General features: G+C 70.5%; 9 protein-coding genes and 1 pseudogene. 9 read left to right on the top strand and 1 reads right to left on the bottom strand.

What is annotated here, in order from left to right; genetic code table 11:
• Window positions 1-72 precede the first annotated feature (72 nt).
• Window positions 73-858 carry an SDR family NAD(P)-dependent oxidoreductase gene (locus tag WME73_RS07460; RefSeq protein ID WP_437915235.1) on the bottom strand — a complete coding sequence of 262 codons (786 nt, stop codon included), beginning with the start codon at window positions 856-858 and terminating at the stop codon, window positions 73-75.
• A 1,092-nt stretch (window positions 859-1,950) separates the two neighbouring features.
• On the opposite strand from WME73_RS07460, the gene WME73_RS07455 reads away from it, so the two are divergent.
• From WME73_RS07455 to WME73_RS07415, 9 genes and pseudogenes are all read left to right on the top strand, one after another.
• On the top strand, window positions 1,951-2,952 hold the full coding sequence (locus WME73_RS07455; RefSeq protein ID WP_437915234.1) for a Vgb family protein: 1,002 nt from the start codon (window positions 1,951-1,953) through the stop codon (window positions 2,950-2,952).
• Window positions 2,953-3,105: 153 nt separating this feature from the next.
• The gene (locus WME73_RS07450) at window positions 3,106-4,221 is read left to right on the top strand and encodes a hypothetical protein (RefSeq protein WP_437915233.1); all 1,116 of its coding nucleotides are present in this window, start codon (window positions 3,106-3,108) and stop codon (window positions 4,219-4,221) included.
• A 256-nt stretch (window positions 4,222-4,477) separates the two neighbouring features.
• Window positions 4,478-4,786 (top strand): annotated as a pseudogene (locus WME73_RS07445) (integrase core domain-containing protein); the annotation flags it as partial.
• 402 nt (window positions 4,787-5,188) lie between these two features.
• Window positions 5,189-8,209 (top strand): hypothetical protein, encoded by a 3,021-nt coding sequence (locus WME73_RS07440; RefSeq protein WP_437915232.1) that lies wholly within the window; start codon window positions 5,189-5,191, stop codon window positions 8,207-8,209.
• Between the two features lie 46 nt (window positions 8,210-8,255).
• Window positions 8,256-10,226 (top strand): DUF4397 domain-containing protein, encoded by a 1,971-nt coding sequence (locus WME73_RS07435; protein WP_437915231.1) that lies wholly within the window; start codon window positions 8,256-8,258, stop codon window positions 10,224-10,226.
• A gap of 145 nt (window positions 10,227-10,371) precedes the next feature.
• Window positions 10,372-12,774 carry a lysyl oxidase family protein gene (locus WME73_RS07430; protein ID WP_437917363.1) on the top strand — a complete coding sequence of 801 codons (2,403 nt, stop codon included), beginning with the start codon at window positions 10,372-10,374 and terminating at the stop codon, window positions 12,772-12,774.
• Between the two features lie 101 nt (window positions 12,775-12,875).
• Complete coding sequence (locus WME73_RS07425) at window positions 12,876-14,627, top strand: M16 family metallopeptidase (RefSeq protein ID WP_437744784.1); 1,752 nt, start codon at window positions 12,876-12,878, stop codon at window positions 14,625-14,627.
• Between the two features lie 4 nt (window positions 14,628-14,631).
• Entirely contained in the window at window positions 14,632-16,281 is a 1,650-nt protein-coding gene (locus WME73_RS07420; protein ID WP_437915230.1) for a M16 family metallopeptidase, read from the top strand.
• Entirely contained in the window at window positions 16,278-17,081 is an 804-nt protein-coding gene (locus tag WME73_RS07415; RefSeq protein ID WP_437915229.1) for a phosphatase PAP2 family protein, read from the top strand. The genes WME73_RS07420 and WME73_RS07415 overlap by 4 nt, the downstream gene beginning before the upstream one ends.
• Window positions 17,082-17,138 lie beyond the last annotated feature (57 nt).

Genomic DNA, 17,138 nt, shown 5'->3' with positions numbered 1-17,138 from the left:
CCCCGCCTTCCTTCGGCTTGCTCGGGTGCTCGACCCGCTCGGCGTTCCCGGCGCAGGAGGGGTGCGCTCCGCTCAGAACCCCGACCGGCGCGCCATCCGCCTCGAGAGCCAGCGCATGGGGCCAGGCGCCACGCGGGCGGCGAGGCTCGCGGTCTTCACGAACAGGCTCGTCTCCAGGACGTCGCGGCCCGCGTCGACGGCGCGCACGATCATCTCGGCGACCTCGTCCGGGCTCTGCTTCTTGTGGCCGGGCGGGCGGTAGCCGACGTTGTCGTCGGTCACGACGGCGTTCGCGTGGAACGGGGTCTCGACCGGCCCTGGCCGCACCACGAGCACGCGCACGCCGCGCGACGAGAGCTCCGCGCGGAGCGACATCGCGAGCGCCTCCAGCGCGAACTTCGACGAGGCGTACGGGCCCATCCGCGGCGCCGCGACGAGCCCCGCGATCGAGGAGACCATGACGAGGGTGCCTTTCGTGGCCGCGAGGGGCTCGATCGCGAGCTGCGCGAGGCACACGGGCGCGACGACGTTCAGCCGGTAGAGCGCCTCGAGCTCGGCGGGATCGATCTCGATCGATGGCGTGTAATAACCGCGCCCGGCGTTGTTCACCAGCACGTCCAGCCGGCCGTACGCGCCCAGCGCCCGCTCGCAGAGCGCCTTGCGGTCCTCCTCGACGGTCACGTCGCCGGCCACCGCGAGGGCAGCGCCGCCCGCCGCGCGCACCTCCGAGGCGACCCCCTCGAGCGCGTCTCGCCCGCGCGCGCTCAGCACCACGCGCGCGCCGCGCTTCGCCCAGGAGAACGCGAGCGATCGACCGATTCCGCTCGATGCACCGGTGATGACGACGACGGGAGCCATGTCGGCGAGAGTACACGACCTCGTGACGGCGAGGAGAAACTTGCTGCCGCCGGTCGCACGGCCGTGGGCGGGCCGCCGGCGGCCGCGCTCCCTCCCTCTCCGATCTCGGGCGCAGCTGCTTGAAGGCGCGACGCTGCCCTCGCAGGAGCAGCGATATCCGGCGCTGGCGTTCTACCGTTCCGGCACAGGACCGTCGCAGAGCCGACAGCCGAATCGTTCTCGAGGAGCGATATCCGGCGCTGGCGTTCTACCGTTCCGGCACAGGACCGTCGCAGAGCTGACAGCCGAATCGTTCTCGAATGCACGAGCTCGCCCATCGAGGACGACAGGATCACGCCATCACAGGACACACGTCGGTATTACGTAACACAAACTTCGCGCATTTCGTTCTCGCGCCTACTATAGTCCGCCCCACACGAAGCCGCCGGGGGGGCTGGCTGGCCGTCCCCCCCCGCATAGCGAGCTATGACGTGCGGGTCTCGATTGCATCGACGCGCCCGAATCGCGCAAATGCGTGAGCCTTCGAGCGCGTCACTATTGCATTCTGACGCGGGGTGACCAGCAGAGGCGGGAGCGCGGCTCGTCCTCCTTCCGCTGGCTGGCAGCGCCGCGGCGGCCGTTCGCGATCGTGGGGGTGACCCGAATGGGCCCGGCCATCAGCTCCACGAAGCCATGGCCGTTCATACAACCTGTTTGGCGGGTCCGGCAGGCGCGATCTCCGCGTCGCGTTCTCATCGCGCGCGCCTGGCGCCGACACCCCAGCGACGCGCTGGAGGCGATTCGCTCCGCGGCTACATGGCTCGTCTTACGAGCAAACAGGTACGGATCGACATAGGACGGAATCTGGTTACGGGGAGGGAATGGGGGACGCACCGGGTGTGCACGCAGTTTGCCAGCGCAGTTCCGAACGGGGCGCCGAGCGGGATCGTGACGGACCGCTGACGAGCGTGAGCGCGAAGAGGCAGCGGTCGAGCGCGCGTAGCGCCGCTCTCGACGAGCAACGCCAGCGCGCGGCGTAGCCGCGGCATTCACAGATTCGTAACAGGAGATCTCGCGAGACGCTCTCAACCTCGAACCCTGATAGAGAATGAAATGAAGAAAAAGTCGATTGTTGCCTTGTCGATGATGGTCGGCGCCGCACTGGTGGCGCAGGCGGAGCACGCGAGCGCCGGGCATTGCCCGGCGGCGTCCGCGGGTGACATCACGGAGTACGCCATTCCTTCGAACTCCACGCCGGGGAACATCACCTTTGGCCCTGACGGCCGCGTCTGGTTCACCGAGGGCTCCGCCAGCAAGATCGCGGCCGCGGATTCCAGCGGCAACGTGACCGAGTACCCGCTCGCGGCCGGATCGAACCCGAGCGGCATCACCCTCGGTCCGGATGGCCGGATCTGGTTCACCGAGCCGGGGACCAACCGGATCGGGGCGATCACGAAGACCGGCGTCGTGGCCGAGTACGACATCCCGACGAGCAACTCGAACCCGTTCGGGATCGCGCTGGGATTCGACGGGAATGTGTGGTTCACCGAGCTCCTCGGCAACAAGGTCGGGCGCATCACGCCGGCCGGCGTGATCACCGAGTTCGCGCTGCCGACCGCCAATAGTCAGCCGCGCGGGATCGCGGCTGGAGCCGATGGAAACCTCTGGGTCGCGGAGTCGTTCACGAACAAGATCGCGCGGATCAGCACGTCTGGAACCGTGACCGAGTACCTGCTGCCGGCCTCGGCCTCGAACCCCAACGCGGTGACGCTCGGGCCCGACCTCAAAATCTGGTTCACCACCGCGAACGAGATCGCGAAGATCGACACCAGCGGGACCGTGACGGAGTTCGCGCTCCCCGCGCTGGACCGCGGCCCCACGGCCATCACCCTCGGGGTGGACGGCAATCTCTGGTTCACGGAGCAGTTCGGGAACAAGATCGGACGCATCACCACGAGCGGCGTCGTCACCGAGTTCGATCTCCCGATCGCCAACTCTCGTCCGCTCGGGATCACGCTGCGCCCGTCGCTCCTGGGGTGCGGCATCCTCGACGTCTGGTTCACCGAGCGGCTGGGGCGGCGCCTCGGCAAGATCCGCACGGTGACCACCCACTGAGCGGCCGCGTCGCGAGAGATAGAGACTTGACCGCCTGACGGCGAGCGCTTCGGCGGCCAGGCGGTTTTCCTTGGATTGTTGCATTGATCGATGTGCGCCGGTGCACCGAGACGATCGAGGTGCACAGGCGCACCGTCACTCTGAACGATGGAGATGAACATGAAGAACATGGGCAAATTGGTCCTTTCGGCGCTCTCGGTCCTCGGCCTCGCGGCGTGCGCCGTGGGCAGCACGAACGAGGAGCTCGTCGGCGAATCGCAGCAGGCGCTCATCAGCGGGGGTTTCTACGGGTCGGACACGCTGTTCAACGCGACCACGGCCGCGATCGCCGCGTCGGGCGTCACGGGCCTCACCTACTACGGTACCGGGTCGGGCAAAGGCGAGCAGTGCCTGGAAGGCACCGGCGCCGCCCCCTGCAACACGAAGGCGCAGACGATCGCTCCGATGTCCAGGGACCTGCAGGGCTCTTGTGACAGCAGTGGCACTGGTCAGAAGAGCAATCGCATCGCGCTCGACGCCGTGTATATCTGGGCGGATAAGAACGCGGACCAGACCGCGACCGGCGCGAACTTGGCGAACGTCAAGGGCGCGTTCTGCGGCGACGGCGACGGGGACGCCACCAGCTGCGCCGGCTTCAACACGTGGGGCGAGTTCACCTCGGGGTCGACGAACCCCTCGAACGCCCTCGTGATGTATCGCCGCGACGACATTTCGGGCACGACCGAAGTCTTCAAGGCCCTCACCGGCTGCACGGCTTTCTGCGCGAACGTGCAGATCGTGGTGGACGACCCAATCGCCGGGCCGCGGCTCTCGACCGACACGCCGGGGACCTCTTCGCTCGTGCCCACGCCCTGCGCGGCGACCGACTCGGCCACCGATTGCATCGGCAAGCTCGTGGGCGCGAACGTCGATGCGATCGGCTACGCGGGCGGCGACGCGAAGGTCGCCTCGGGCACCTACGAAAACAAGCCCCTCGTGATCAACGGCGTCGCGCCGACCGAGGCCAACATCCGCAAACTCATCACGGACCCGAGCAACAAGTACCCGCTCGCTCGCTTCCTGTACCTCAACGAGGGCAACGGAACTCGCGACATCAAGGAGCAGGACTTCCTGGACTGGGCCTTCGGCGTGAACGATATTAACGACGCTATTGCGTTCGAGGATATCCTGATCGCCAACGGCTTCCTCGCGTGCACCCCGACGACCAACTCGCCCCGCACGCCGCTCAATTGCGGTAGCACCGGCACCACGTGCCCCTCCTCGCTGTGAGCTGATAGGCTGATGACGAAGGACGGAGCGCGCCGCGCGATCCATGCGGCAGGCGCGCTCCGTTCGACGCACATGGCCAGCGCGGCGCGCTCAGGCATGCCCCCTTCTCATCACCCGCTGAGCACCGCGCGCCGCGGGAGATAGGGACTTGACCGTCTAGCACAGAGCGGCACGCATAGACATATCCGCGCACGAGGACGTGAGACCCGGCGAAGAGCCTCCGCCGCGCGCTCAGCGTTCAGCCCTCGCGAGGCGCGCCGACACAGCAGCGCAGCAGCGCGTTTTCGACCGCTTTCGGCACGAGTACAACGACCAGCGTCCGCACGAGGCGCTCGGCCAGAGGACGCCGGCTTCGCGCTACACGCCCTCGCGCCGCTCGATGCCGAGCAAGCCCTCGTCGCCGGAATACCCGGACACGATGGCCGTTCGACGCCTCAACGAGAAAGGACGGCTGCAGTTCGGAGGGTCGCAGACCGCCCTCTCCACGCTGCTCGCCGGCGAGCCCGTGGGGCTGCTTCCGATCGCCGACGACGTGTGGGAGCTGTACTACGGCCCGGATTGGTGAGACGAACGCATCGATGAACTGAGGTCGAGCCGGCGAGCAATGCTGCCAAGCTCCGAGCTCGCCACGGCGTCCTACGACGCAATACAGGTCCGGCACCGACAGCCCCAGCGGCAGCCCACCCCGCAACACCGCCCAGCGTGGGAGGTCTGCCCGGTGAACGCTTACTCCCCATCAGCGACCGGCGGGAGAGGCGAGCTTGCGGCGCGTAAATCAATGAAAGCGCAATCATCTACGTCGATGGGACCGCAATGGCGTCACGGGTCCGTGACAGCCGGCATTCACGGTTGTTCCAGGAGCTCACCGGTGTCATTTCGGCCGCTGCGACGGTAGGGGGTTCGCCGCTGCGAGCCCGGGGAGCTGGCAACGATGGATCAAGGTCGGCGTTGGGTGACGATGAGGTCGATGGTGCTGTTGCTCAGGGTCGTGTCCGTGGCCGGGTACGGCTGCGGAGGTGACGACACCGATGAAATCTCGCCCCCGGAGGGCACGAGCGGCGGCGGCGCTACCAGCGGTGGAGACGGCGGCGGCAGCGGCGGAACCGGCGGCAGCGACGGGACCGGCGGCAGCGGCGGGACCGGCGGTGCCGGCGGTGACGGCGGCAGCGGCGGGACCGGCGGCAGCGGCGGGACCGGCGGCAGCGGCGGTGACGGGGGGGGCACGCAGCCGCGTCTATGCGCCCCGGCCCGATCGCACGAACCGATCCCTCAGCGCCACTCGGCGACGGTCGAAGATGCCCTCGATACCTTCAGCAACCTTTCGGGGGAGATCGAGATTCAATGTGGCAACTGCCACAAGGCCCCGGCAGAGCAAGGAGATTTCTCCTACGCCGGCACCCCGGAGAACCTGTGCAATGCGCGCGGCAAGAGCGGCAAGACGCCCGTTGACGTCATGCTCAGCGGGGAAATGCCCTACAAGATCGGCGGGCAAGAGGCGCTCGGCCGGCGGCTCCAGGCGTGGATCGCGCAGGGCTGCCCCTCCGGCACGTACGTCCTCCCGAAGGGTGACATGGAGGTCGATCCGGACGGAGATTTCGTGACCCCGCGCGAGATCGGCGATGCGTTGACCGAGCTCGGGAGCTGCATCCCCGACACCGAGATCGTCGGTCGAGACGAGGCGGTGGACGAGCGCTTCGCTGCGATGCGATCGTTCGCGGACCTCCCGGTCAAGCTCTCGGAGACCGATTTCGTCTCGCTGGACGCCGAGGTGCTCGCGCGCAGGGGGACGCTCGCCTACGCGCCGACCTACCCTCTCTGGTCGGACGACGCGGCGAAGCTGCGCTTCGTGCACGTCCCGGCGGGGCAGGCCATCACGTACGACCCGGAGGCGAAGAGCCTCCGCATCCCCCCGAACACCCGCTTCTACAAGACCTTCTTCAGGGCCGTGGTCGAGCCCGACGGCGTCACGCGATACCGCAAGATGGAGACACGCATCATCGTGACGCGCGAGCGGGCCGAGGACGCGATCTTCGGCACGTACGTGTGGAACGCGGAGGAGACGAGCGCGAAGCTCCTCGGGACCGGGCTCGATCCGGCGTCACCGGACAGCAGGGAGCTCTACCTGAACGGAGATCCGTTCCCCGACTACGTCCGCCCTTACACGGCCGACGAGACCACCGGCTCACTGCAGAGCTACGCCGTGCCCGGCTCGACGCGATGCGTGGCGTGCCACACGGGCTCGGAGAGCGAGAGCTTCATCCTTGGCATCACGCCCTTCCAGCTCCACAAGCGACCCAAAGGGGAAGGCGGCGTCTACACGCCGGACGTGCTCGCCGACGAGCTCAATCAGCTCGAGCGTCTCCTCGCGTACGGTGTCGTGCGCGGCACGTTGGCGACCCTCACGCCCGACGACTTCCCCAAGCTGGAGGACTCTGCACTGCCCCGCCGACCGCGCAACGCCGACGAGCTGAACATGCAGGCCTACATGGCGGGCAACTGCGCCCATTGCCATAACCCGCGCGGCTATGCGGTGGCGAGCAAGGCGACGCTGCGAGGCCTGGACATGTCGCCCGGCGGGAGCATCTTCGGGTTTCGCATGGATACCGTGGGCTCGGACGGGCTGCACTACTTTCCTGATGTGCCCGCGTCCTTCGATGAGCTCGTCATCCAGAACTCCATCCCGGTCGGAGGGATCTACCGTCGCGTCGTCCTGCCCACGGGAGCGTGGACTCCCCGCGCGTTCGGCCTGCCCGTGGACAACGAGGAGGCAAGCGCGTTCTTCAGCCTCCACATGCCGATGCACACGGCGTCGGTGGACTGCCGCCTGCCGGTCCTCGTGGCGCGCTGGTGGGCGTCGGTGCCGCGCGATTACGAGCGCGGAGGACGGGAGGCGCCGGGGGATCCGGAGGCGATCGAGCTCGCCATGCGCGCGGCGGACGCCGCGGAGGCGCGCGCCCTTCACGACTGCGAGGAGCATCGCGAACTCGGGTGGGTGCTCGAGGACACGACCGAGCGCTATCCGTACGTCCCGCGCAACATCGACTGGAAGACGAAGCTCGACGACTGGATCCGCGCGGAGGAGGTGACGAGCGAGCACGAGGCGCTGGCGAAGAAGGTGTATGCTCAGGGGTTCTTCGCCCCAGGCTGCGCGTTCCCCGGGGACGCGCCGGAGCCCGAACCGGTGGAGCAGTGGATGATCAATCCGGGAACCGGGAGGCCGCGCCAGCCGTGGAGCGCGATCTACTGGTCCAACCCAGGGGAGCATATCTACGCCGGTATCTGCTCGAATTGCCATGGAATTTACGGAGACGCCCAGACCGGCGCGGCCAGAGCGCTCCGCGCGACCTCCGGGGCAAGGGTGGCGAGCTTCGTCGACGGGCTCTTCGGCCCGCGCTGGGCACCCAACGAGAACCTCGCCACGTTCCATGGGCCCGACGCAGGGGAGAACGACCTCGGGCCCGACGGGGCGGCGAAGTACCTCGTCTGGATGGCGACCGGGGGCACCACCGTCTCGTTCGGCCGTACCGCGGAGGAGGAGAGGACCTTCTTCAACGTCTTCGTCAGCAATCGGATCGTGGCCGCGGTGCCGATCCCGCTCGATCCGGAGACCGCGAAGGCGGCCTTCAGGCGATCGAGGGCGAACATGCTCGGCGTCGCGCGCGCCGCCTGCGATGAGATCCGCACCGATGCGCATCGGTTCGGAGCCAGTTACGACGCCGCGGCCGCGAGCGGGAATTGGAGTCTCATCCTGAGCAATACGGTGGCTCCGGAGTTCGGCGTGCCCATGTGGAGGGACGTGTGCACGCTCAGGAACCCTCTCTCGGCTGAGCTCCGCGCCGCGGACGCGAGCTCGCCGGAGGTCGACGCATGGCTCCGGAGAGCCGTCTTCAACGCCGGCGTGATGGCCTACATCTACATGCGTGACGAGCTGACGAAGGGAGTCATCGCGGTTCCGCGTGACGCCTGCGCGCTGAAGTTCCCGAAGTAGTGAATCGTTCTGGCGCGTACGACGCGCTACACGGAGATGTGTTACGATGAAGATGCGTCAACGATGGCTGATCATGGTGGGTGCGCTGGCCGGGCTTTCGATCTTCACGAGCGCTTGCGGGGACGACGATACCTCATCACAGTCGGGGCAAGGCGGAGGTGGGACCACGAGCGCCAGCACGTCGTCGGGCGGTAGCTCTGACGGCGGCGGCGGCGGCAGCACGGGCGGCGCCGGCGGCACGGGCGGCGGCGGCACGGGCGGTGCTGGCAGCACAAGCGGCGCTAGCGGCACGGGCGGCGGCGACGCCAGCGGCACGGGCGGCGCTGGCGGCGCTGGCGGCACGGGCGGCGCTGGCGGCACGGGCGGCGGCGGCGACGCGGCCAGCGCCAGCACCACGGGCGCCAGCACCACGGGCGCCAGCACCACGGGCGGCGCTGGCGGCACGGGCGGCAGCGGCGACGCGGGTGGCGCCGGCGGCACGGGCGGCACGGGCGGCGCTGGCGGCACAGGCGGCGCTGGCGGCACGGGCGGCGGCGATCCGGCGGAGTGTGGCCTGCCGCCGGACACCGACCCTGAACCCAAGATCCGGCTCATCAACGCCCTCTTGCCGAACCGCACGAACACACCGGTGGGGGTCAGCGACCCGCCCGCGCTCCGCCTCTATGCGAACGGTGCGCCGGTACCCGACACAGAGGCAGTGTCGCCCGGCGTGGTCGCCGCGTCCGTCACGAGGTACGCCAAAGTCACGGCGGACGCGATCACCTTCTCGGCACGGAGCGATGATGGAACCGGTGGTGGCGTAGGCGACGCGCTCACGATTTCGGCCGATCCACTGACGGTCGCCCCTGGGACGCGCTACACGATCGTGGCCGTCGGAATCCTGGGCACGACGGGCACGACGGCGCCGCGGCTTCTCATCGCAGAAGAGAACTTCACGACGCCTTCATGCAGCGAGGTCGCCCTGCGCTTCGTGGGCGCCGACTCCAACTCGTGGAATCCGAAATCGTTCTACATCGACCGTAGCGCCGCGGCCGCCGCGGCGCTCGATTGGTTCACCGCCAGCGCTCCAGAAGGCGTGCTCGTGCCCCTGTCGACCCGGTCGATCACGGTCACCGCGTCGAGGAACTTCGGTCCGACGGGTCAGGCGCCGTTCTCGCTCTCTGCGGCATCGCTCGTCGGTGGGCGATCGTACTTCGTCATCGAGACCGGGGAGCCGACCCGCGTCGCCAGCGACACGCGCGCACACGGCCTGCTCGTCGTCCCGGCAGGGGACGACTCGCCTGCCGTGTTCGTCAAGCGGGATCCGCTCGTCTATTTCTTCCACGCATCGCTGCCGCCCACGCCGTCGCCCCTCGAGGTGTACTCGGGCACGGAGAGGGTCGCCATCAACCTGAGGTATGCGCAGGCGCCGACGTACACCGATCTTCCGCCGGGTGAGTCGACGCTCTCGCTCGTCGCGCCCGGCGCCGGCGAGGGGGGCTCGGATGTCGAGGTGGTCGGCGCTCAGCGGACGGGCCCGCTGGAGCCCGGCGCGATCTACCTGGGAGGTTTGCTTGGCACCACCGGAGAGGCGGGCGACAAGGCGCTGCAGCTCAAGCTGTGGAGGGTTCAGCCGGAGCTGCCCGGGACGTTCACCACCCCGCGCGTCATGTTGATCAACGCCTCGGCGACAGCGCCCTCGGTGGATCTCGGCCACTGGTCGGTCAATGCAGACGGGACCCGAGGCGACACCTTTACACCCGTGCTCACGGACGTCGCGTACGCGTCGGCGAGCGCGAGCACCGGCGCCGAGTTCGCGGCGCCGCGCGGCGCCGGCCAGCAGTGGGTGGGCGTTCGACCGGTCGGCTCGGCCGATGCCATCCGGAGCGTCTCGGCAGCCGTGCAGAACTACTGGTTCACCGCCGTCCTCCTGGGAGATTGGGCCTCATCCGACCCTGCGAGCGGCGCGCGGATCATGTTCATAAGGAACTTCGGCGTCAATCCAGCGGTACTCCCGTATCCGCTGCCGAGCCCCTGACCGGTCGAAATCCTGCGCCCCTCCTCGACCGTACCGATTCTCCCCGCGCGCACCCTCACGATACGCAGCTTGCCTGGCGGCCTGCCGGAACGGCACACGCCTTCCGGCCCGCGCGGCTCGTCTGCTACTGCTGACCAGGGTGCACATGAAGAACGTCGTCGAAGCGCTGTTGATGGGCTCATGGCTCCTGGCGGCCGCCGCGTGCGGCGACGACGGGCCGACCGAGCCGCCCTCGGGCCCGGGAGGCGGCGGGAGCGGCGGCGATGCGCCAGGAGGCATCCGTTGCCCCGGCTCGGACATCGTGTGTCCCGGCGGCGCGCGGTGTCAGATCGACGCCGAGGGCAAGCCGTCGGGCTGCGCCGCCGCGTGCGACGAGGCGCGCGCCTGCGGCGACGCGGCGTGCTGCAGCCCCGGCGCCGCGTGCGTGCGCGGCGGCTGCGAGGCGGCGGACCTCGTGCTCGGGCCCCCGGAGCGAGGAGAGCCCGTCACGTTCGCCACGGTCCGCGTGGACGAGGACGCCTGCGAGCTGCTGCATGGCTGCTTCGGCGCGAGCGGCCGGCGGGCGCTCATGCGCTTCCACGTCTCGCTCGCGAACGCCGGCGACGTTCCGCTCGACCTCGGCGCGCCCTCGGAGAGCGACGTCTTCGAGCCGAACTTCTGCGAGGACAGCTACGTCGTCCCGCGCTTCTTCCGCGCGCGCCTCAGCCAGGGCGGCGCGGTGGTCGCCGAGGCCGAGCTCGACGCGCGCTGCGTCGCGATGCCAGGCGGCCAGTACGGCTGCGACGCGCAGGGCCTCGGCCCGGGAGAGCACGTGGAGCAGCCCGGCACCGTGGCGTGCAACGCCCTCGACGTGACCGGCGTCCCGGCCGGGCTCTACGAGCTCGAGATCACCGTGAACCCGAACAGGACCCTCGCCGAGGCGCGCTTCGACAACAACACGATCGTCCTCCCGGTCGATTACCCCGCCTGCGACGGCGCGATCTGCGGCGGCGCGTGCTGTCCCGGCGGCCACGCGTGCGAGGCCGGCGTCTGCATCGTGCCCGACCTGCGCCCGGACAGGCAGCGCATCGTCGACACGATCCGGTTCTCGTACCAGACGTTCCCCAGAGACGCCTGCGAGCTCATGGAAAGGTGCATCGGCGGCCCCGGCCGGCGGCATCTCCTCGAGTTCGAGGGGCGCGTCGAGAACGCAGGGCCCGGCCACCTCGACCCCGGCCCCGAGTTCAACAGCCCGCTCTTCGAGTATGCGCAGTGCCACCAGCACTTTCATTTCCTGGACTTCACCGATTACCGGCTGGTGGACGCGGAGGGCGAGGTCGTCTCCCTGGGGCACAAGCAGGCGTTTTGCCTCGTCGACATGGAGCCCCTCGATCCTTCGTCCCCCGCGCCGCGCGGCTACCCGACCTCGGGAGGCATGGGGTGCAACTTCCTGAGCGCGGGGTGGGCCGACACCTACGACGTCGGCACGCCGTGCCAGTGGGTCGACGTGACGGACGTGCCCGAGGGGGACTACACCCTCCGCGTCACCGTCAACCCGATCGGCGCGATCGCCGAGCAAGCGATCGAGAACAACGTGGTCGAGGTGCCCGTCCACGTCCCGGCGTTCGCGCCCTGCGAGCCCGAGCCGGAGATCTGCGGGGACGCGGTGGACCAGGACTGCGATGGGCTCCCCGACGACGGCTGCGAAGGCGAGGGGTGCGCCTCCCCGGTGCCCGAGGTGTGCGGCAACGCGGTCGACGAGAACTGCAACGGCGTCCCGGACGACGGCTGCGCGCCGATCCCGGGCGCCGACAGCTGCGAGACGCCGGGGGAGCTGACGGGCTCGATGGATTACGCGGCGGAGATCACGGCCGGGAACACCTCCGACGTCGCGCTGCCGTGCGGCGGCAGCGGCGGCGAGGTGTTCTTCCGGTTCACGCTCCCGTCCGACGAGGTCGTGTACCTCGGCACCCTGGCGTCGGACGTCGACACGGCGCTCGCGGTGCTCGAGGGCGACGGGTGCGGCGGCCCCCCCGTCGGCTGCGCGGCCAGCAGCTGCGGCGACGCCGCGCCGGGCGCGCACTTCGCGGCCAGGCTCCGGGCCGGGACCTACACGGTGGTGGTCAAGGCCGCGCAGCCGGAGGCGCTCGGCACGGTCCGCCTCAGGTTCCAGCGCGCGTCGTGCCTCGGCGAGAGGGCCGGGGTCATCTCGGGCAGCGGCCTCGTCAGCGGCGACACCACCGGGGCGCCGATCCCTCCCAGCTCCGCGTGCGGCGCGAGCAGCCCTGAGCAGACGTTCTATGTCCCGGTCTGCCCGGGGATGTCGACCGTGGTGTCCTCGTGCGGCCTGACCGACTTCCCGATGACGATCAAGACCGCGGACGACGCATGCAATCCCATCAACATCGAGTGCTTCGGCCCGCTCAGCGCATGCGCGGGCGAGAGGGAGGGCGTGAACTCCCGGATTTACGGGGCACGACCGGGAGGGAGCCTCGGCGCCATCACCGTGAAGGGGCGTACTCCGGTGGATTTCGGGCCGTACCAGCTCTTCGTCGCGCCATTCCAGTGACAGGAGCGCAGCGCCGACCGTGAACCGCGCTGCGCCGCGCCTCCCTTTCCACGAGCGAAGTTTGCGCTCGACCTCGGGCGATCTGCGCTAAAACCGCGCTCATGCGAGCCCACCATCGGTCCGAACGGACGCGCCCCCGGGCGCTCTCGTCCCTGTCCAGCGCGCTCGTCGCCGCGCTCGGCCTGACGTTGCCCGCCTACGCCGCGCCCCCGGCCGCGACGCCGGCGCAGCCTGCGGCGGCTCAACCTGCGGCCAAGCCCGCGCCCGCGGCGGCGCCGGTCGCGACGAAGGCGCAGCCTGCGGCGGCGGCGACCAGCGTGAGCGTCGCCATCCCGGTCGAGAAGTACACGCTGGAGAACGGGCTCGAGGTGGTCCTGCACGAGGATCACCGCACGCCCGTCGTGGCCGTCAACGTCTGGTACCACGTCGGCTCCAAGGACGAGCCGCGGGGGAAGAACGGCTTCGCGCACCTGTTCGAGCACGTCATGTTCCAGGGCTCGAAGCACGTGGGCGAGGACATGTTCTTCAAGTACCTGGAGCGGGCCGGCGCGAGCGATCGCAACGGGACGACGAACACCGACCGCACCAACTACTTCGAGACCGTCCCCGCCAACGAGCTCGCGCTGGTGCTCTGGCTGGAGAGCGACCGGATGGGGTGGCTGCTCGACCACGCGAACGACGCGACCTTCACGAGCCAGCGCAATGTCGTGAAGAACGAGCGCCGCCAGAACTACGAGAACGCGCCCTACGGCCTCGTGCCGCAGTTCCTCCGCGCGGCCCAGTTCCCGGAGAGCCACCCCTACCACCTGCTGACCATCGGCACGCCCGAGGATCTCGACGCGGCGCAGATGGACGACGTGAAGGCCTTCTTCCGGACGTTCTACGTGCCCAACAACGCGACCCTCGTCGTGGCGGGCGACATCGACCGGAGCAAGGCAAAGGAGCTCATCCAGAAGTACTTCGGCCCCATCGCGAAGGGCGCCCCGCCGCCCGTGGCGACGAAGCCCGACCCCGGCGACCTCGCGACCGAGAAGCGCCTCGACATCGAGGCGGACGTCGAGCTGCCCCGCGTGACGATCAGCTGGGTGACGCCGCCGAGCTTCGCGCCCGGCGACGCCGAGCTCGACCTCGTCGCCAACGTCCTCGCCTCGGGCAAGACGAGCCGCCTCTACAAGAAGCTCGTGTACGATCTCCAGATCGCGCAGGACGTCTTCGCGTTCCAGCAATCGAGCCAGCTCGCCAGCACCTTCCAGATCACGGCGACGCTGAAGAAGGGCAAGTCGCCCGAGCAGGCCCTGAAGCTCATCGACGCCGAGCTCGAGCGGCTGCGCAAGGCGCCGCCGACGCAGGACGAGCACGACCGGGCCCAGGCCAAGGTGCTCTCGGAGCTGGTCTTCAGCATGGAGCAGGTGACGGCCCGCGCGAACGCGATCAACAACTACAACCAGCTCACCGGCGATCCGGGGTACTTCCCGAAGGACGTGGCCAGGTACGAGAAGGCAACCGCCGCCGACCTGCAGAAGGCGACCGCGGATCTCCTGCCCCAGGGCAGGCGCGTGATCGCCCTCGTCACGCCGAAGCCGGGCGCTCCGAAGGCCGGGCGCCTCGTGACGCAGAGCGGGGCGGCGACGCCCGCGGCGGCGGGCGCGAAGCCCACCACCGCGGCGCCGTCGGCAGCGGCGAGCGTGAAGCCCGCGGTCGCGGCGCCCGCAGCCACGCCGGCGGGCGCGAAGCCCGCGGCCGCGCCGGCGACCGACAAGCCGGCGGCCGCGCCGGCCATCATGAAGCCCGCTGGCGACAAGCCCGCGGTCGACAAGCCTGCGGCCGGCCCGGCCGCGCCGAAGGGGGGTTGAGCCCATGCGCATGAAACGAACCGTCTCCGCCTCGCTCGCAGCCGTGGCGCTCGCCGCCTGCGCTCCGGTCACGTCGACGCCGCCCCCCGCGCCCCCCGGCGCGCAGGCCCCCGCCGCGGCGCCGCCCGCCGCCGCGTCGGCGGACGACTTCCGCAAATCGCCGCCTCCCCCGGGGCCGGAGGTGGTCTTCCAGCCGCCGCGGATCGAGGAGGCGAAGCTCGCGAACGGGATCCGCGTCCTCGTCGTCGAGCGGCACGAGCTGCCGATCGTGGCCGTGGACGTGACGACCGTCCGCGGCGCCGATCAGGCCGAGCCGGGCGTCGGCGCGTTCGCGGGCGCGATGCTCATGCAGGGCACCAGGACCCGCAGCGCGCTCGCGCTCAGCGACGCGCTCGGCAAGCTCGGCGCGAGCTTCTCGTCCGCGGTCGGCTTCGACGGCGGCGGCGTGCAGGGCCAGAGCGTGACGCCGCGGTTCGGGGAGATGCTCACGCTGCTCGGCGACGCGTACATGAACCCGGCCTTCGCGCCGGCGGAGATCGAGCGCGAGCGGTCGCGCCGCATCACCCAGCTCGCCGAGATGAACGATCGCCCCGCGTCGCTCCTCTCCATCGCCCAGGCCCAGGTCCTTTACCCCGAGGGCCACCCGTACAACGCGCCGCTGATCGGCACCGAGGCGGCGCTGAAGAAGATCACGGCGGGCGCCCTGGCGAAGTTCCACGCCGCGCAGTTCCGGCCGGAGCTGACGACCGTCGCCATCGCCGGGGACATCACCAAGGCCGACGCGGTGAAGGAGGTGGAGCGGGTCTTCGGCGCCTGGAAGGGCCTGGCCTCCGCGCCGCCCGCCCCCGCCAAGGCGGCGATCCCCGCCGATCCGCCGGCGATCGCCGCGGGCGCGCCGCGCGTCGTGGTCGTCGACAGGCCAGGGCTCACGCAGTCGACCGTGACGGTGGCGCTTCCGGGCGTGCCGCGCGCGACGGCGGACTACGACGCGCTGCTCGTGATGAACACCCTCCTCGGCGGGCAGTTCTCGAGCCGGCTCAACCTGAACCTGCGCGAGAAGCACGCCTACACCTACGGCGCGCGCTCCGGCTTCGACATGCGCCACGGAGCGGGCCCCTTCTCCGCGGGCGGCGCCATCGTGCGCGAGAACACGGGCCCCGCCGTGAGGGAGATCTTCGCGGAGATCGACCGGATGCGGCGGGAGCCCGTCACGAACGAGGAGCTCGCGGACGCCAAGGCGAACCTCATCCGCCAGCTGCCGGCGCGCTTCGAGACGGCGGACGCGACCGCGTCGACGATCGCGGGCCTCGCGGTCTACGATCTGCCGCTCGACGAGTACGCGACGCGACCGGCGAGGCTCCAGCGGATCACGCCCGCGGACGTGCAGCGGGTCGCGCAGAAGTACCTCGTGCCCGAGCAGCTCCGGGTCGTCCTTGTGGGCGACGCCGGCGCTGTCGGAGAGCAGCTCTCGGCGTTGCAGCTCGGTGAGGTCATCGTGCAGAAGGCGCCAGGCGTGACGGCCGGACCGGCGGCGGCGGCCAGCAAGCCGGCGGCGCCCGCAGCGCCCCAGGCTGCGAAGCCCGCGGCGCCCGCGCAGCCAGCCGCGCCCCAGACCACAAAGCCTGCAGCGCCCCCCGCAGCGAAGAAGCCGTGAGGTACGCCGCGCCGCTCGCCTGCGTGTGCGCGCTGGCGTGGAGCGCGCCCGCCGCCGCCCAGGCGGGGCCGGCGGCCCCGGACTGGGCGTTCGGCGCGCCGGGCGGCGAGGCGGCCCTCGCCGCGGCCTGCACCGCGTCGCTCGCGACGTACCTGCTCCCGCAGCGGCGCTCCGGGTGGGGCGCCGCCACCAGCGAGGAGCGCAACGACGCGGTCGGCCTCGCCAGCGATATCACCGGCGCGGCGGCGGGCACGCTGCTCCTCCTCGGCAGCGGGTACGCCCTCGAGGGCAGCTACCTCGCGGGCGCCGGCGTCCCCCGCCCCTACTCGCGGGCGCTCAGGACATCGCTCATCGAGGTCGAGGCGGTGGCGCTGTCGACCGGCCTCTCGAACGTGATCAAGCGCCTGTCGGGCCGGTGCCGTCCGCGCTCGTGGCGGACCGATCGGTGCGGCGAGACCGACCTCGATTTCGACGCCTTCCCCTCGGGTCACACGACCCCGGTGGCCGCCATCGCGGGCGCGCGCCTGAACCTCGCGCTGCGCACGACCGGCGACGCCGCGCCGCGCCTCGGCGCGCTCGCCCTCGCCGAGGCGGCCACGGTGGTGACGATGGCGCTGCGGATCGGCGCCGGCGCGCACTCGTGGCAGGACGTCGGCGCCGGCATGATCCTGGGCCACGTGACGGGCTTCGCGATCGCGGCCGTCCACCCGATCCAGCCGAGCGAGACCAGGTACGCGGCCGGCGTGATGCCCGGCCCGCCCCCCGAGCCCGCCGCGGTCACCTGGTCGTGGGCGTTCTGATGCCACGTCGAGAGGCCGCCGGGGGCTCGGCGGCCGCGGTTGCGCCCCGCTCCCCCG

Source organism: Sorangium sp. So ce302, from assembly GCF_051530145.1.
GTDB classification, from domain to species: Bacteria; Myxococcota_A; Polyangia; order Polyangiales; family Polyangiaceae; genus Sorangium; species Sorangium cellulosum_B.
This window is presented reverse-complemented; position numbering and strand designations above follow the sequence as displayed.

What these genes read in the sequence shown, in the direction of transcription:
- WME73_RS07460 (WP_437915235.1), bottom strand. Translation starts at nt 858, where the DNA reads ATGGCTCCCGTCGTCGTCATCACCGGTGCATCGAGCGGAATCGGTCGA.
- WME73_RS07455 (WP_437915234.1), top strand. Translation starts at nt 1,951, where the DNA reads ATGAAGAAAAAGTCGATTGTTGCCTTGTCGATGATGGTCGGCGCCGCA.
- WME73_RS07450 (WP_437915233.1), top strand. Translation starts at nt 3,106, where the DNA reads ATGAACATGAAGAACATGGGCAAATTGGTCCTTTCGGCGCTCTCGGTC.
- WME73_RS07440 (WP_437915232.1), top strand. Translation starts at nt 5,189, where the DNA reads ATGGTGCTGTTGCTCAGGGTCGTGTCCGTGGCCGGGTACGGCTGCGGA.
- WME73_RS07435 (WP_437915231.1), top strand. Translation starts at nt 8,256, where the DNA reads ATGAAGATGCGTCAACGATGGCTGATCATGGTGGGTGCGCTGGCCGGG.
- WME73_RS07430 (WP_437917363.1), top strand. Translation starts at nt 10,372, where the DNA reads ATGAAGAACGTCGTCGAAGCGCTGTTGATGGGCTCATGGCTCCTGGCG.
- WME73_RS07425 (WP_437744784.1), top strand. Translation starts at nt 12,876, where the DNA reads ATGCGAGCCCACCATCGGTCCGAACGGACGCGCCCCCGGGCGCTCTCG.
- WME73_RS07420 (WP_437915230.1), top strand. Translation starts at nt 14,632, where the DNA reads ATGCGCATGAAACGAACCGTCTCCGCCTCGCTCGCAGCCGTGGCGCTC.